The sequence below is a fragment of the Anaerobacillus sp. MEB173 genome (genome assembly GCF_052119505.1).
Taxonomy (GTDB): Bacteria; Bacillota; Bacilli; order Bacillales; family JBJMAU01; genus JBJMAU01.
On record NZ_JBJMAU010000004.1, the window covers coordinates 301,634 to 319,350 of the forward strand.

Genomic DNA, 17,717 nt, shown 5'->3' on the forward strand with positions numbered 1-17,717 from the left:
CACCTCAGCTTTATCAAATCTTTTGTTTCCTACATTGTAATATTTCTTCCACAGCTTCTGGGTTTTCTAATGATGAAAGATCTCCCATATCGAGGTTAAGATAAGCTGACCGAATCACTCTACGCATAACCTTTGCATTTTTTGTTTTAGGTAATTTCTCCACAAAATGAATGACCTTAGGCTGTAATGCTTTACCTAATCGTTCCCTAATTAAATTGTGTAATTGCTTCTCTAACTCTTGTTTTGCTTCTTCATTAGGATTTAAAACAACGAAACAAACAGCTGCTACACCTTTTAACGGATCAGGAACACCTATTGTTGCAGCCTCAGCAACACAAGAGTGTTCTACTAGTACTGATTCCATTTCAGTCGGTCCCATTCGCTTTCCAGCAACATTGAGAGTATCATCAGAACGTCCAGTTACGTACAAGAATCCCTCGTTATCCACTTCTACCCAGTCACCATGGATCCACGTATCTGGCCAATCATTATTCCAATACGCCTTTTCGTACCTAGCAGAATCTCTCCAAAATCCATTAGTCATACCAACCCATGGCTGCTTAATGACAAGCTCGCCTACTTCACCTTGTACAAATTTTCCATTTGCATCATAAATTTCTGCATCCATCCCTAGCATTCTAGAATTAAATCCAACAGGTGCGATTGGCTTTAGCAATGTATTTGCAAGAATCCCCCCCGAAACCTCTGTTCCCCCTGAATAATTAAAGATCGGGACACGTTCTTTGCCGATTTTTTTGAATAACCAATTCCATGGTTCAGAGTTCCATGATTCTCCTGTGGAACCAAAAACGCGTAAACTACTAAGATCGCAGTCACTATACCACTTGTCCTCATATTGCATTAAGGAGCGAATTAAAGTTGGTGAAATTCCAAAGTGAGTAATTCTATGGTCTTCAACTAATTGCCACAGTCGTCCTGGACTTGGATAATCGGGTGAGCCTTCATAAAGAACCATTGTGCTTGCATTAAGCAATGCAGATAGCACCAAAATTGGTCCCATTGTCCAACCCATATCTGAATACCAGAACAGTACTTCGCAAGGATGTAACTCAAAACCATATGCTGCATCTGATGCCGCTTTGATCGGGAACCCAGCATGAGTATGAACAATTCCTTTCGGCTTACCAGTTGTTCCTGACGTATAGATTAATAGAAATGGGTCGTTACTTTTCATCGACTCTGTTGCTACAGGCTTATTATCCGTAATCATTTCTTCCCAAGTTATATCTATGTCTTTGTTCCAAGCCACTTCCTTTTTTAAACGGCTAACGACGACAACCTTTTTTACAGTACTATTACTTACCGCTTTATCTGCTTCTTGTTTCATATTTATTTCTTTTCCACGACGATAACATCCATCAGCTGTAATTAGCATTTTTGCTTCGGCATCATTTAACCGTTTGGCAACTGCATCAGCAGCATATCCAGAAAAGACCGGCATATATACCGCCCCAATTTTACTAATCGCCAACATTGAAACTGCCGCCTCAGCAATCATCGGCATATAGATCGCAATCCGATCACCCTTCTGAATACCTTGTTTGATTAGACCATTGGCGAACCGATTCACCTGTTCAGCCAATTCTTCATAGCTATACTTACGCGTTTCTCCATCTTCACCTTCCCAAATGATCGCTGTTCGGTCTTTAACATCAGGGTCAGCTACCCATTTATCTAATGCATTATGGGTAACATTCAGTTCACCACCAACATACCACCGGGGCCACTTCATCCCTTTAGAAAGATCCAACACCTTGTCATAAGGCTTAAACCAACTAATACCTAGGTCCTTTTCGACTTCGCCCCAAAACCAAGCAATATCTTGGATCGAACGTTTATAGAAATCATCATAATTGGTTATATTTAACTTTTTCATCAAGTTAAAAAGTCTCGAAGATTCTATTAGTTCTTTTGTAGGTGACCATACAGCTCTACTACTCATGTCAACCCCTCCTACTTTTATTATAAACTTTGCCTATTTTTGAATAATATTAGCTGGAGATTTCATCATTAAAGCTACACGCTTAGCCGCTACGACTAATTCATCTTTTTGGTTATAACCTCTATGCTCAAACCAGACAATTCCGCGATCAGGATTAGATTTAGATTCTCTTTTATTAATAATTTCGGTTTCACCTCTTAATGTATCTCCTATTCGAACAGGTGCTGGGAATTTGACTTCTTCATAACCTAAGTTTCCTAGCGTTGTACCTAAAGTTAATTCAGAAACTGATATCCCAACAGCAAATGCCATCGTGAACATACTGTTAATAACAATGCTTCCATGTATAGATGCTTTCCCAAACTCTGCATCTAAATGGAGGGGTTGGGTATTGTGTGTTAACGTCGTAAATAATAGATTATCTGTTTCTGTTACTGTTCTTGTTACTGCATGTTCATAAACTTCCCCAACGTGTAATTCATCGAAATATTTTCCTTTGCTCATCTAGATCACTCCTTGTTATTTACATGATTTTACTTAGTTAACTTTAAAGTTCTCTGCAAATTTAATCATTTGTTTGGCCGTATTTACATGGGCATAGTCAATATGCTCGCCCTCAAACAAAACAGCTCCTTTTCCTTCTTGTAACGCTGTTTCAAACACTTCGATCATTCTTTTGTAATAATCAATTTCTTCTGTAGAAGGAGAGTACACTTCATTAATAACGGAAACATTTGAAGGATGTACAATCATTTCTCCTGCAAACCCTAATTGCCGATTAAAACTAGCCGCTTCTCTTAATCCGGTTAAATCATGTACATCCTGCCATAGGCCACCGATTGGAATTACATTGGCTGCACGTGCAGCCAATACGACTTGTGATCGTATGAAAATTCTCTCTAAACCTTCAGGTGTCCATTGATACCCAACAGAGCGTGCGACATCTCCACTTTTCGGACTAACTCCAGCTAAGCTAATGACTCGTTCTTTAATTGCGATCTCATAAGCCATATATATAGAGCGTGCAGTTTCTAACGTCGCTACAAACTTTGTTAAGCCGATGTCCATCTTTTTCTTATATTCAATTTCTGAAACAAGACTAGTTATTGTGTCGACATCTTCAGGACCATCAATTTTCGGTAAAACAATCCCTTCTAGTTCCGGCATGATTACAGCCTCTAAGTCATCAATATCAAAACCATAAGGCCCTCTATTTACTCGTACGTATACTCTTTGGTTTTGGTCTTTTAGACTTGAGATTGCGTTTTTCACATTATTTCTAGCCTCAGCTTTTAAATTTACCGGTACACTATCTTCTAAATCTAAAATAACTGTGTCAGTACCAAAAGTAGTTATCTTTTCAAACCACTTTGGTTTACTTCCAGGAATAAACAACATCGAACGAAACGGCTTCATGATTCTCCCCCTAAATTATTCATTATTACGAAAATAATTAAAATTCTGAATTAATAAGACCTAGGAAGCCCTAATACTTTCTCTGCAACAAAACTTTTTACTAATTCATTTGTAATTGGGGCAAGCCTTGGTAGTCTAGCCATTCGGAAAATACGTTCAATATTATATTCTTTTGCATAACCGTAGCCACCAAATACTTGGAAAGCAGCATCAACTGCATTAAAGCCTGCTTCTGACCCACGTAACTTTGCCATATTCGCTTCTGCACCGCACGGTTTTCCATTTTCATATAACCAGCAAGCCTGGTAAATCAGTGCCTCAGCTGCTTTCAAATGAGAATAAGCATCCGCTAATGGAAATTGCACACCTTGGTTTTTACCAATTGGTCGGCCAAAAACGACTCGTTCATTAGCATATTGACATGCTCGTTCAATTGCCCCGTAGCCCATCCCAACTGCTTCAGCCGCAATAAGCATTCTTTCTGGGTTTAGACCATCTAAAAGGTAATAAAACCCCTTGCCTTCTTCACCAATCAAATCAAACTCATCAACTTCTAAATCTTCAATAAACAGTTCATTCGTATCAATACCATTACGGCCCATTTTTTCAATTTCTTTTATCGTTATCGCTGACCGATCGACTGGGGCAAAGAACAGCGACATTCCGTCTGTTTTTTTCGTAACCTCATCATACGGTGTTGTCCGTGCAAGAAGTAACATACGATCTGAATGCTGTGCTTTCGTAATAAAAACTTTATGTCCATTAATAATGTATTTATTGCCTTGTTTCTTAGCAAAAGTAGTAATCCTTGATGTATCAGTTCCTGCATTAGGTTCTGTTACACCGAAACAAACGTGAAGTTTTCCACTTGCTACATCCGGCAAATACTTTTTAAGTTGTGCTTCGTTCCCGTGATAAAATAACGGATTTGCCCCAAACATTGATAAGTGGATTGTTGAAGCTCCATCCATACCAGCTGCCGATTTTGCAATTTCCATTAAAATAAGAACAGCGTCTGTAATGTTAAGTCCCGCACCACCATATTCTTCGGAAATTAAGACACCGATTAAACCAGCCTCAGCACATGCATTCCAAAATTCAGTCGGAAATACATGTTCTTTTTCGATATGTCTCCAATACTCATCATCAAATGATTTACAAATATCACGCGTTACTTTTCTTAACATTTCTTGTTCTTGTGTTAGTTCAAAATTCATTATTAATTCCCCCTATTAATAAAGTTAAATGGTTCCATTTTTTTTCAGTTCATTAATCTGCATTGATGTATATCCAAATTGTTCAAGTATGTCTTCCGTATGTTCTCCTAGCTTGGGAACAGGCCTTGTCACTTTTGATTTTGCATTTGCAAACTTATATGGGAAGTTTAACCCTACCGCCTCCCCCAAATTGTCTTGTGCCCAGTTAATAAGCAGTTCTCGCGACTTGGTTTGCTCACTTTTTAACACTTGGTCAAGACTATTTACTAATGCACACGGAACACCAGCTTCTTGTAAGATGTCCATCCATTCACTTCCCGGCTTTGTTAATAGAGCATCTTGAACAAGTTTGTCAATTTCTTCACGCCGTTCAAGTCTACCTAAATCAATGGTATAAGGCTCTCGTTTATATTTTTCATCTAGTTGTAGTACCTCACATAAAATTAGCCATTGACTTTCGTTACATATCACATGGATATAAGTGCCATCACTCGTTTGATAGTTCCGACTTGGAACTCGGTGTGGATGTTCTGAGCCTAACCGTTCCGGAACTTCATTTTTGAAAAAAGGAATTGCCGCCAAAATTCCCATTAAAGATACAACTGAATCGTATAAGGCGATATCAATGTACTCTCCTTCTTGTGTCATTGCCCGTTTGTATAAGGCTGAAGCTACTGCAAAAGCTCCATAAAGACTTGAGGAAATATCTGCGATCGGGAACATTGTTTTTACTGGTTCCCCTCCTCGTTCCCCCGTTAGGCTCATTACACCAGCATCAGCTTGAATGATAGGGTCATAGCCTTTAACTTTTCGATTTGGACCATTCTGACCATAAGCAGATAAGCTAAGATAGATAATGTCTGGCTTAATTTTCTTTAAATCTTCATAAGAGATTCCTAGTCTTTCGGCAACGCCTGGAGCAAAATTTTCAACGACAACATCACACGTTTTGACAATTTCTTTTATAATCTCTTTGGCTTTTTCATCCTTTAAATTCAGTGTGAGTGATTTTTTACTCCGATTTAAGGCCATAAAATAACCACTCCATCCTTTCTCAACAGGATACCAGCCTCTCGTTTCATCACCTCTTGTAGGTTCCTCGACTTTTATTACATCAGCTCCAAGTTCTGCCAACATTTGTGTACAAAAGGGTCCTGAAAATACTCTTGTGAAATCTAGTACGGTAATGTTATTAAACATAACGTTCACCCTTTCAAAACTTTTATTAAAAATTCCACTTTCCTTTTTCCTTACTAATCCTGGTTAAGCGTTATAGCTTTTTAATCGCAATAATTATGCCAAAACGAAAAAACATTGATTAATGGATAGTAAGAGGCTTTCTAATTACAATAGATGGATACTTAAATAAAATAGTAATATTTCTCATTAACATACATTTTTTTTAGTTCATTAGCGTGAACTAAATACTCCAAATGGGATAATGTTTCAGAAAATGCAAACCTCTGTTGTACAATACCTTTTAAATGACCAAATAAATCATTAGAAATTTGATATGCTGAAATAGCATTACATCCCTGATTAGTCTTCAAAATATTTTTAATGACTTCGAACCGGTGATCATGATGAATAATAATTTCGTCTACCCTTGTTCTTAAATTTGTAAGGGTTTCCCTATGCCCAGTCAATGTTACCTCTGCTGGCAATTCTCTTATTTTTCTTAAAGAAGATAAAAAATCACTTAAAGGGTTGACGGCAGAATTTGGATGGAATGAAATATTAGGTGTGATCTTTGGTAAAACAAGGTCATTGGCAATAAAAATTGCTTCACTTTCACTCCATAATGTCATTAAACCTTCGGTATGACCTGGTGACCATATCGTTTTAAAACGATAATTACCTAATTGTATTTCAACCCCTTCAGATAGTAATGTCATTTCACTAGGATGTGGTGAAACAGCTGAGTATCTACTTACATGTTCATCCTCAACAGCTAAAGCAAGATTTTCCGGCAATCCATGCTCTAGAAAAAATTGCTTTATTAGTGAAGGGTAGTTTTTATCATGCCAATTCAAATCTAAATACTCTTTTTCTTTATCAAGTAAAAGTACTTCTGCTCCAGTTATTTCTTGAAGCCAGCCCGCAGCCCCGTAATGATCTGGGTGATAATGAGTGACAACAATTTGAGCTACATCATCGTAGTCAATATTGAGTTCCTTGAAAACCGTGTCCCAAATCATTTCACTATGATCATCATGAAAACCACAATCTACGATACTCCAACCATCGCTACCCTTAAATAAATAGATATTTACCGCTTTTAGCGGAACAGGAATAGATAAAGAAACCTTGTAAATATGAGGGTATATTTCTTCTATGAGAGGTTGCATGTAACAATTCTCCTATCATAATTGAATTTATTTTTGAAACGAAATTTTTAAATTCCAATCTACTATTTAGAAAAAGTTGCGATCCCCCTTTTAAGAAGCGTCTATGAATGTTCAGTGTTTTTGTAATTTACAACAATGTTAGATCTGTGACTTGCCATTTTATTGCAGTAGCACGACCTATTCCTCGTGAACTTCCAATGATCAGTGCAGTTTTAGTCATCAATCTTCCCCCAATCTAATTTTTCATTTCAATTATCCTCATAGCCATAATCAAAAAGGTTAAAGGTTAAATTTTACTCTCACATATTTATATAGCAATTTCTATGCCAACTATGGATAGACTGTTTAATGAGGAAAATCATAAACAATTTACGATATCGCAATAAGATTTCGCATATATGCGATACAATGATGCGATCCAAAAGAAAAAGACGAATTTATAAGTAATGTAAAGGAAGTTCTTCTATAAAAGAAATGTACCTTCCATGGTTATTGTTTTCACAAATTTCCTCTATATTCTTTCTATTATTATTACAAATTAAAAAAGCTGCCGAGATATCTAAGCTCCCAACAGCTTCCTTTTTATTTATTATCTCTAACAGGTTTTATTTCATAGATCCTTGATACGTTCTCGATCATAATGCATTCATCATAATAATTACAAATGTGGAGATATTCCACCTGAAACAGCTATTATTTGTCCTGTTATATTACGAGATTCATCATTTGAAAGGAAAAGAGCAGTATTAGCAACATCAATTGGTTCACCCAATTTACCTGTAAGTGTTTGATTCCTATAGTACTCAAGTTCATCATTCCCAAGTCGTGTTGTAATTGATGTTTGAATTAAACCAGGAGCAATACAATTAACGTTTATGTTAGGACTCAATTCTATAGCCGTAGTTTTTGTTAGGGATGCTACTCCTGCCTTCGCTGCTCCGTAATCGGATAGACCTGATTCCCCCGCAAAACCAATAGAAGATATATTTACAATTTTTCCGTATTTCTGTTTAACCATATTTGGAGCAACTAGTTGTATACAATTTAATGTTCCCTTCATATTTAATGTCATCGTGTCATCCCATCGATCCCCGCTAATTTCCAAAATCGATTGATTCATAGGATGACTCCTAATACCTCCTACGACGTTAATTAACACATCAATTTTATCCATCTGAGCATAAGTATCGTTGACAACATTTTTAACCTCATCATAATTTAATACGTTAGATCTTATAGCGATAATATCCTTCGTTAATTTTGTTAGCATTTTTTTTGTATCCATTAGTTTTCTTTCTGATATATCAGTTATTACCAGCTTTGCACCTTCTTCAGCAAAGCGCAACGCAATTGCTTGGCCCATTAAACCACCAGCACCAGTGATCATAGCAACTCTATTTCTTAAGCGCATTTCTTTTCACCTCAATTAAGGTTTGTTCCGTGCAAAATCTACCAATCTATAAGTCTTAATTGATGAAAATTTTTATAGATTTATTTTCGAGATAGCGAACAAAATACAATGTTAGTTTACTAAGAAGGTGCTTAGCCACGGAACATATAAGAGAATAATAGTTGCAATTATTAAAACATACAAATAAGGGATAACACCCTTTACTACTACATTTAAATTTTCTTTAAAATGACCACTTATGGCAAATAGGCTAAGTCCAACAGGAGGAGTTATTTGACCCACCATTATACAAGCTATTACTAAAATACCAAAATGTATCGGATCATATCCCAACTCAATAACAGTAGGAAATAATATTGGAACTGTAATAAATAGAATCGGTGCGGCATCCAGAAAAGTACCCAAAATTAATAATAATAATATTATTACTAACATTATTAACCAGCTTGATAATGGAAGGTTCGATACAAACTCTGTAATCTGTTGTGGAACTTGAGCAAAAGTAAGTGATGTAGCAAATAACGTAGCCCCACCTAAAATTATATAAATAACTGAAGTCGTAACCATTGTACTTTTTAAACTTTGGATTATATTTATTAATGTGAATTCCTTTCTATTAAAGAAATAACTAATAAATAAAACATATACAATAGCAATTGATGCAGCCTCAGTAGGTGTAAATACTCCCGTGTAAATTCCACCTAATACAATAACTGGCATAATCAATGCTGGTATGGATTCAAGAAATGATTTTCTCAGCTTTGATAAGGAACTCTTTTCTTTTCTAGCCATATTCTCTCTGAAGCTAACGATTATACTAGTAATTATTAAACAGATTGCAATAAAAATACCTGGTATAATCCCTGCAATAAACAGATCCGCCACATTAATTTGAACAATTGAGGCATATAAAATCATAATGATACTTGGTGGAATCATAGAACCTAGAGTACCTGAAGCAGCTACAACACCAAAACTATTTTCTTTAGAATAGCCTAATGCGATCATTTGAGGGATAATCATTGAACCAACAGCAATAACCGTAGCAGTAGCTGAACCTGATAAAGCTCCGAAAATTGTAGCAGTTATAACTGCTGCTGACGATAGCCCTCCCGGTAAGTGCCCGACTAAATCATATATAAACCCTAACATTTTCTTGGCAGAACCTAAGTAGGTCATTAAATTTCCTGCTAGTAGAAAATAAGGTATTGCTAATAATATCCAACTATTTGTTGCATTAAAAAAGTGAGTAGGAATATTATCTGCTGGAAGACCCATAGAAAATAAAGCAATGAATCCTCCAGAGATTCCTAAGGTTAACCATATTGGAACACCTATAATTAGTAGCATAATAAACATAATCATTCCTATTATTAACAAACTCTTACCCCCCTTTATATTCTTTGAACTACTTCCTTTCATTTTTTTAATCTCCGCCTAAAATAAACTAAATATTCACTTTATTAGGTGAGGCAATTAACCCTTTTAATGCTCTTTGTTTATTAATTTTATCTTATAAGTATCTTTAATAATTTCTATAAAAGAGTAGACACACCCAAACAACATTCCTATTGGTATTGCAAGAGTAGGGACAAACATAAGCATAGTTCCCGTAGAAGTCTTTAGTCTCATTTGTAGTAAAGAATACACCCACTGAATAGAATTCCATAACAAGAATGCAAATGAACAAAATAAAATTATACTGATAATTAAATTAATAATGTTTTTCCATCTTGCTTTTATAATCTTTTGTATTAAATCCATTTTAATATGTTCATTTTTTTTAATTAGAGGACCAATATACGAAAATACACCATATATGATAAAGAAACGAGTTAGTTCTTCGACAATACCATATGAGAGATTAAAAAAGTTCCTCATTGTAATACTGAAAATTGATAAAACTACACTTAGAATTAAGCAAAATACAGCAATATACTCTAAAATTCTGTCCAACATCTGAGTAGACTTCTCAATTCTGTCGATTTTATCCATTTAATAACTCCTTTTTTTAAAATTTTTTTAAATACTCGAGCTTGACATTTAAGTCTATACTCGAGTATTTTTTGTTTAATTAATTAGTTTCGAATATCCTCCAAACTTTTGTTCAATCCATCAATTAATTCTTCTCCGTTATCCACAATTTCTGTAAATTTTGACCATACAGGCGATAATGCTGCTCTCCATTCTTCAAGTTCTTCGGTTGTTGGATAGTAGAAATGCACATCATTACTTTCAAGCTCTCCGACAATCTTGTTATAACGTTCGGCCACAAACTCATCCGAAAATACTTCTATATCCTTACCTACTTGTACGATTATTTCCTGAAGATCAGTAGGTAATGACTCAAACTTTTCATTCGAGATAACAATTGGTAGAACATATTGTAGTAAAGGTACAACTGTTGCTGAATCTATAGGTAATTTAACATCATGTGCAAACATTGCTGGAACAAGCGCACCGTCAACTATCCCTTGTTGTAAAGCTGGATGTAATTCTACTGAAGGTACAGAAATTCCATTTGCATTAATAGCCCTAAAAATTTCAGGTGCTATTTGGCCGTCTGATACCCGTATATTTTTTCCTTTTGCGCTTTCTACGTCTGTAATAAGGTTTTCACTTGACATGAACAATATCCCAGGACCATCCCCTAAAGTATTTGACAAAACTTTTATTCCTTTTTCTTCCATTAAGCTATCTATTTTCTTTCCACCATGCTCACTATTAAAATATTCTCTAGCTTCATTTATAAAAATGTTGACATCATCTTTTTCATGATTAAACGCCATAGGTAGGTCGAAAATATAGTAACTAGATTCAAACCCTTGAATAGTAGTAGATGCAGTAAGTGCCATATCTACTTGCCCACTCAAAACTGATGGAATTTCCTGAGCTGCAGGCATTAATTGAGATCCTGGGTAAATTTCTAGTGTCAATCTCCCCTCACTCCGTGTTTGAAGTTCCTCACCATATTTCTCTAAAATTTGTATTGGCACTGACCCGCTTGGATAAGTACTTACAGCCTTTAATACATAAGTTTCAACATTAGACTCCTCTTCATTCGGAGCTTTTTCACTTGACGATGTCTCCTCATTGCCACAAGCGGTTGAAATTACCATGATTATGAATAAAAAAATAAACATATTTAATTTCTTCATCATATTACCTCCTAATTTTTTAAAAATTAACTCGAAGTACAAATATATTTTAGTCTTAGTTAAAGTTAGTTCACCTTGACAATTTCAACTCTTTTGCTTGCTCGCGCATCGCAAAACGTTGAATTTTACCTGAAGCTGTCATAGGGAAACTTTCAACAATTTGAATCACTTCAGGCCAGTGATTTTTACTTATACCTTTTTCCGATAGAAACTTCTTAATATCTTCTAATGATAGCGCTTTCAATTTATCTTTTAGAATAATAAAAGCTGCTATTCTCTCACCAAGTCTTTCATCAGGCATGGCAACTACAACTACTTGATTAATCTCAGGATGTGTAAAAAGAGCCTCTTCAGTTTCACGAGGATCAATTTTATACCCACCACGGTTAATAAGGTCATCCTTGCGTCCTAAAAATGTACAGTAGCCATTTTCATCCATGCGCACAATATCAGAAGAGTGAAACCACCCGTCTTCATCAAACATTTTTTTATTATTTTCTGGCTGACAATAATATCCCGGGATAAAATTTGCGCCTCGCACTACCACTTCACCTTCGCAAGGAGCTTTCAGCTCATTCCCTGATTCATCAATAATTTTTGATTCAATCCCCTCAACTGCTTTTCCAAAACTTTTACTAGTAATAAATGTATCATCACCTAGACGTGTACAATGTGTTAGTCCACCTTCAGAAGAACCATAAAGAGCCATAATCTCACAACCATATTTTTGGCTATAAATATTTAAGATTTTGGCGGGACACGGAGCACCGGTATAAACAATATTCGTTAATGAGCTTATATCCCTATCTTCTATACCTTCATAACTAATAAGGTCAATTAACATTGGTGTAACTCCCAGAAAGTAAGACGGCTTTGTATCTTCTATTAAACTCACAGCATTATTCACATCCCAAGAAGACAACAAGACAATTGAACCCCCACGATAGAGAGCCGTCAACACTCCTACTGCTAGACCTGTTAAATGAGCTAATGGAGGTACAATTAACATTTTCCCTTCATCCGGAACTCCTAGGTTCTTATTTAATGTCTTTATATAAAACAAATTATTAGCATGCAAATGAAAAACCGCTTTTGGTTTCCCCGTTGTCCCCGATGTAAATATAGTAAAGAAGGGGTCGGTTCCAACCGGTCTTACTTCTTCTAGGTTAAAAGAGGTTGATTGAATTCCTTTTTCTAGTAGATCATAAAAATTAATCGTTCCATCATAACGACTTTGAGAAACAACAATAATATGCTTCAAACAAGAATGTTTTTCTTGTACTTTTTTTATTAAATCAATAAAATTTTTATTTTTAAAATTATCAGGGATGACGATAGCTTTTGCTTCTGTCAAACCTACCACATAATCTAAGTCATGCTCTGTATAAGGTATATGGCAAAACACTGGTAAGATACTTGCTTTCGCAGCTCCCATAAAAGCAGTAATAAGCTCACTCCAATTTGGCAATTGAATGGCAATTCGATCTGCTGGTCCTATCCCTAATTCTAATAATGCCTTAGCAAATTGATCAGTCTGTTCAGATAACTCAGCATAAGTAGTTGTCTTACCATTTTCATCAGTAATAGCAATTCGATCTGGTATGTTTTGGGCATGCTGTTCTAAGTAATCAACAAAGCTTTCTTTTGTCCATTGACCTGCATTCAAGTAATTATTTACTTGCCCTTCCGTTAACCTGACATCAACCCTGGATATGAGGCGTTCAATGCTTTTTTTTAACCTTTGGTTTTGTTCCATTATCATCATCTCCTTTATCAGCCTTTATAATTTTAGTTTCATTGCCCCATTCTGGTTCTCTGTATTTATTTATCAATCCCCCTTTACCCTTCAAATTGCAAATAACATGCCAGTTAATTCCCCCTTATAATACTACCCATCGTTAAAATTTTCACAATATTGCGAAAATAATTCGCATAAATGTGTTATAGAAACACTATTTTGCAAAATTAATATATCAGAACTGAGCTTTCCAATTTATCACGTCAAGTAATAAATTAGAAAGCATTATTAATTGTAAATTTACTAGAAAAAGTTTCGATCTCCCTTCAACAACCGTCTAGCAATGGTTCGCTTTTGAATTTCAGTCGTTCCATCAGGAATCCTTTGCGATCTTGCCCAGCGCCATACTTTTTCAAGTTTCAATTCATTCGTTAAGCCCATACCACCATGGATCTGCATACAGCGGTCAACAACTCGCTGTACCATCTCAGTTGAATATGCTTTTATTATTGAAATTTCCTTCAGTGGAAGCTTATCCTGGTTCTCCATCTTCCAGGCACAGTGCAAGAGCATATTACGAGCACTGTAAATATCCATTGCACAATCTGCCAGCATCATTTGGACAGCCTGATGATTACCGATCGTCACTCCAAATGTTTTTCTTTCATTCGCATAATCAATCGCTTTATTTAAGGCCCATTGAGCTGCACCAACACAATTAGCGGCCATAACAACTCTGCCAATATCTACTCCTTCAAGAGCTTTACCAAAGCCTTGATGTAGGTCACCAATGATATACTTCTCATGAACACGAGCATTGTCGAGAGAGACAATCCCAATCCGTCCTCCCAAGTGTCCTAAAGTTGGAATAACAGAAGTATTAGCGCATGTTTCACCGTCAAATGGTACGAGAAAACAACTAATCCCGCCTTTCCTTTCCTTCGCTAACTCCTGGTCTGTTATTGCAAAAATCATCGCATACTTAGCGTAAGGAGCATGAGAAATCCATTGCTTCGTCCCATTGATAACCCAATGATCCCCATCTTTAACCGCCTTCGTTTTCATACTCCAAACATCAGAACCTGCATCAGGCTCACTTAAGCCAAAACATAGAACTGTCTCACCACTTGCCACACCAGGCAACACTTCATCCTTCACTTCAGGGTGAAGACCTAACAATACCGGGGTAAGACCGTTTGTAAACAAACCACCTGGGAAAATCTCCATCACGAGAGGATCAAGTCCATATTTTCTCATTAATGCCTCATGAATTAAGGCAACCGCCATTGGACCAAATACATCTCCATTTCCTCCAAGTTCTGGATCACCAAACATATTATAAAAACCAGCTTTTGCGGATTTCATTCTTATTTCTCGCATGGCGTCTAAAATTTCTTTGGCATAAACACCATTTTCATCGTAAAAATACCTCTCATTTTCTAACTGTTTATGACACTTTTTTTTGAGCGGCTCTATTTCTCGATCCACAAATTTTTCAATAGAAGCGATAACTTCTTTTATTTCATCAGGAACCATAAAATCTACCATTACGACAAAACCTCCCCCTCAAATTAAAATCTATCAATCTAATATGTCTGGCCTGTTTTTACTCAGGTAGTGTAGCTTCAAACATTCCAGAAACTTTAACCTCACCTGCACTGTTTTTAGCCACAACTTCTCCGATAATATTATTGTTAGGTTCTTTTTTTACCACTTTCCCAGTAATCTCTATTTCCTCTCCGGGAAAAGTCATTTTTTTAAAACGAACCTTAAATTTAGTAATATATTTTCTAGGAATCCAACTCGTAACGCCTTGCCCAGCCATTCCCATAATTAACATCCCATGGGCAATAATTCCTGAACCTGCTTTCTCTCCAACTTCCTCAACTAGGTGGAGTGGATTGAAATCCCCAGATGCTCCTGCATATTTTGCTAATTGGACCCTTGTAATTTTTTCCTTTTTAAGAGGTGGGAATGTATCTCCCTCTTTTAGCTCTTCAAAATTCATTGCTTCTACCTCCTAATGAATAACTTCAACAAATTTATGTGGATGTAATGAACGTTTTCTAAAGCTGTACATTCGCATTCAATTTCTGTGTGTGGAAAGCATCTTTCCGTAACTCGATGCTTTCCACCTATAAAAGCTAGGCTTTATAAAAGGACCTTCCATGTAAAAGTACTATGAGGAATTTATCCTGGGATTTTTTATATGGGATATCAATAAATTTGTTTCGTTTTTTCTAGTTATTTACACTCTGTTAACGATTACATTTCTTGAAATGGCTACTAATTCATCTTGTTGATTCCTGTATTGATTCTCTGTCGTAATTAATTCCATTTTTCCAGTTGTTCCTGTTTTCGTTTCAGCTTGAACAACTTTGCTTTGAACAGTAATCAGATCTCCAGCATAAATATCCTTCATGTATTCAAATTCCTGTTCTCCATTTAATAATTTTAATGGATTTAAGTTCAACTTTTTCACTTTTTCTTCAAATCCATAACCACCCCATAGATCAACTACATTAAGAAACGTGAGCGGGATAGGTATACCGTCATATCCTGCTACCTTAGCTGCCTCCAAACTTGTATAAATAGGATTATCATCTCCAATTGCTTTCACTAATTCTTTAATTTTGCCTTTTTCTATTTCAAAGCTATATGGCTTAAATTCAATCCCAATTAAATCCTTAACATCAGACAAGCAATTTCACCTCTCAATCAGATACTATTTCTAAATCACAAATTACCGGTTACACTAACGGATCCCAATGAAATACTTCTGCACTCGTCTTTACAGGAGTAAAATCCGCTTTAAAGGACTGCTTCATTCCAGCGAGACTTTCAACTGTCCAGCCAACCGAGTTATAAGCACTACGGATTGGTTGGGGTTGCGAGAACAAGATCACTTCTTTTCCTCTAACTCCAAAGATCTGACCAGTTACGTCACTTGCATCATCTGTTGCCAAATAGGCAACAAGAGGGGCAATCAGTTCAGGTGACATTTTTTTAATCTTCTCTACTTTTTCCTTCTGATCATCTGTTTCGGTTGGCTTCGTTCCTACTAATCTACTCCATGCAAAAGGTGCAATCGAATTTGCAGTTACGTTATATCTTGCCATATCAATCGCAGTAGACTTGGTCAATCCAACAATCCCTAACTTCGCCGAAGAATAATTAGCCTGACCAAGATTTCCAATTAAGCCTGATGTAGAGGTGAAATTTATAAATCTACCACTTCTTTGCTCTTTAAAATATGGAGCCGCAGCACTTGTCATGTTGAATGACCCCTTTAAATGTACAGCAATAACCGCATCCCATTCTTCCTGAGACATTTTAAAAACCATTCGGTCTCTAACAATCCCTGCATTATTTACAACAATATCGATTCTTCCAAATGTTTCGATTGCTGATTGAACCATTTTTTTAGCATTTTCATACTCTGTAATCGAATCATAGTTGGCAATCGCTTCACCACCAAACTCCTTTATCTCCTGAACAACTTGATCAGCAACTTTCACATCTGCTCCAGTTCCGTCTAAACCACTCCCTAAATCATTGACAACGACATTTGCACCTTCTTTTGCTAAAAGTAAAGCGATTTCTTTTCCAATTCCACGACCTGCCCCTGTTACAATTGCTACTTTGTTATTCAAATCTAGCATCACTATTCCCCCAAGCGTAAACTTTATATTAAACATTAAAAATATTCAGAAAAATTAAGACATCGTTAATCCGCCACTTACGGACAATGTTTGACCTGTGACATAAGCAGCCTCATCTGAAGCAAAATACGCTACTGCCCCGGCAATATCTTCCGGCTCAGCTAATCTTCTTAAAGGAATCGATTTTTCCAATGCTTCTTTTAACCCCTCGTTTGACATTTCTTTAAAAAGTGGTGTGTCAGTCGGCCCAGGTGCTACACAATTGACATTGATTTTGTTACGGGCCATTTCACGTGCCAATGTTTTTGTAAAAGCAATGACCCCACCTTTTGTGCCCGAATAGACTGCTTCTCCTATCGAACCTACTCTACCAGCATCAGAGGCAATGTTAATTACTTTTCCATAAGAATTCTCGATCATGATAGGTAAAATGATTTTACATGTATGAATCGGTCCTAGTAAGTTAATTTTTATAACCTTATCCCATGTTTCGGGTTCACTTTTTAAGAATGGCTCTACTTTATCCCAGCCTGCATTATTCACTAATACATCGATACGTCCATAATGAGTGATTACCTTATCAACAGCCTTGCTAACTTCAGATAAACTAGTAACATCACATTGAACGGCTAAGCCATCTCCTCCATTCTCTTTAATTGAATGTACAGTTTTATTTGCTTGTTCTTCATTAATATCTGCAACAACAACTGACATTCCTTGAAGAGCCAATTTCTTTGCAATTGATTCCCCCATTCCTCTACCTGCACCAGTAATAAATGCTACACGGTTATGATTCATACATAT

General features: G+C 36.2%; 16 protein-coding genes. All 16 read right to left on the reverse strand.

From position 1 onward, the window contains the following. Positions 1-13 precede the first annotated feature (13 nt). Positions 14-1,963 (reverse strand): AMP-binding protein, encoded by a 1,950-nt coding sequence (locus ACJ2A9_RS11410; RefSeq protein WP_441421773.1) that lies wholly within the window; start codon positions 1,961-1,963, stop codon positions 14-16. Between the two features lie 33 nt (positions 1,964-1,996). Further along, a complete protein-coding gene (locus tag ACJ2A9_RS11415) occupies positions 1,997-2,467 on the reverse strand; it encodes a MaoC family dehydratase (RefSeq protein ID WP_441421774.1) in 471 nt (156 codons plus the stop codon). A 33-nt stretch (positions 2,468-2,500) separates the two neighbouring features. After that, positions 2,501-3,379 (reverse strand): HpcH/HpaI aldolase/citrate lyase family protein, encoded by an 879-nt coding sequence (locus ACJ2A9_RS11420; RefSeq protein ID WP_441421775.1) that lies wholly within the window; start codon positions 3,377-3,379, stop codon positions 2,501-2,503. A gap of 50 nt (positions 3,380-3,429) precedes the next feature. Beyond that, positions 3,430-4,596 carry an acyl-CoA dehydrogenase family protein gene (locus tag ACJ2A9_RS11425; protein WP_441421776.1) on the reverse strand — a complete coding sequence of 389 codons (1,167 nt, stop codon included), beginning with the start codon at positions 4,594-4,596 and terminating at the stop codon, positions 3,430-3,432. Between the two features lie 24 nt (positions 4,597-4,620). Next, complete coding sequence (locus tag ACJ2A9_RS11430; protein WP_441421777.1) at positions 4,621-5,796, reverse strand: CaiB/BaiF CoA transferase family protein; 1,176 nt, start codon at positions 5,794-5,796, stop codon at positions 4,621-4,623. Positions 5,797-5,957: 161 nt separating this feature from the next. Continuing rightward, complete coding sequence (locus tag ACJ2A9_RS11435; protein ID WP_441421778.1) at positions 5,958-6,944, reverse strand: MBL fold metallo-hydrolase; 987 nt, start codon at positions 6,942-6,944, stop codon at positions 5,958-5,960. 658 nt (positions 6,945-7,602) lie between these two features. Further along, the gene (locus ACJ2A9_RS11440) at positions 7,603-8,355 is read right to left on the reverse strand and encodes an SDR family NAD(P)-dependent oxidoreductase (RefSeq protein ID WP_441421779.1); all 753 of its coding nucleotides are present in this window, start codon (positions 8,353-8,355) and stop codon (positions 7,603-7,605) included. A gap of 111 nt (positions 8,356-8,466) precedes the next feature. Next, on the reverse strand, positions 8,467-9,777 hold the full coding sequence (locus ACJ2A9_RS11445; RefSeq protein ID WP_441421780.1) for a TRAP transporter large permease: 1,311 nt from the start codon (positions 9,775-9,777) through the stop codon (positions 8,467-8,469). Positions 9,778-9,840: 63 nt separating this feature from the next. Continuing rightward, positions 9,841-10,350 (reverse strand): TRAP transporter small permease, encoded by a 510-nt coding sequence (locus ACJ2A9_RS11450; protein WP_441421781.1) that lies wholly within the window; start codon positions 10,348-10,350, stop codon positions 9,841-9,843. An 83-nt stretch (positions 10,351-10,433) separates the two neighbouring features. Beyond that, positions 10,434-11,513, reverse strand: coding sequence for a TRAP transporter substrate-binding protein (locus tag ACJ2A9_RS11455; RefSeq protein WP_441421782.1), 1,080 nt, complete (start codon positions 11,511-11,513; stop codon positions 10,434-10,436). A gap of 70 nt (positions 11,514-11,583) precedes the next feature. Then, positions 11,584-13,269 (reverse strand): class I adenylate-forming enzyme family protein, encoded by a 1,686-nt coding sequence (locus ACJ2A9_RS11460; protein WP_441421783.1) that lies wholly within the window; start codon positions 13,267-13,269, stop codon positions 11,584-11,586. A gap of 285 nt (positions 13,270-13,554) precedes the next feature. Next, positions 13,555-14,799 carry an acyl-CoA dehydrogenase family protein gene (locus ACJ2A9_RS11465; RefSeq protein ID WP_441421784.1) on the reverse strand — a complete coding sequence of 415 codons (1,245 nt, stop codon included), beginning with the start codon at positions 14,797-14,799 and terminating at the stop codon, positions 13,555-13,557. A 58-nt stretch (positions 14,800-14,857) separates the two neighbouring features. Beyond that, positions 14,858-15,259: a MaoC/PaaZ C-terminal domain-containing protein gene (locus ACJ2A9_RS11470; RefSeq protein ID WP_441421785.1), complete on the reverse strand. Its 402-nt coding sequence runs from the start codon at positions 15,257-15,259 to the stop codon at positions 14,858-14,860. Between the two features lie 240 nt (positions 15,260-15,499). Next, the gene (locus ACJ2A9_RS11475; RefSeq protein ID WP_441421786.1) at positions 15,500-15,952 is read right to left on the reverse strand and encodes an FAS1-like dehydratase domain-containing protein; all 453 of its coding nucleotides are present in this window, start codon (positions 15,950-15,952) and stop codon (positions 15,500-15,502) included. Positions 15,953-16,001: 49 nt separating this feature from the next. Then, positions 16,002-16,913: an SDR family NAD(P)-dependent oxidoreductase gene (locus ACJ2A9_RS11480; RefSeq protein ID WP_441421787.1), complete on the reverse strand. Its 912-nt coding sequence runs from the start codon at positions 16,911-16,913 to the stop codon at positions 16,002-16,004. A 54-nt stretch (positions 16,914-16,967) separates the two neighbouring features. Beyond that, positions 16,968-17,711, reverse strand: a complete 744-nt coding sequence (locus ACJ2A9_RS11485; protein ID WP_441421788.1) for an SDR family NAD(P)-dependent oxidoreductase — start codon at positions 17,709-17,711, stop codon at positions 16,968-16,970. Between the last annotated feature and the right edge of the window lie 6 nt (positions 17,712-17,717).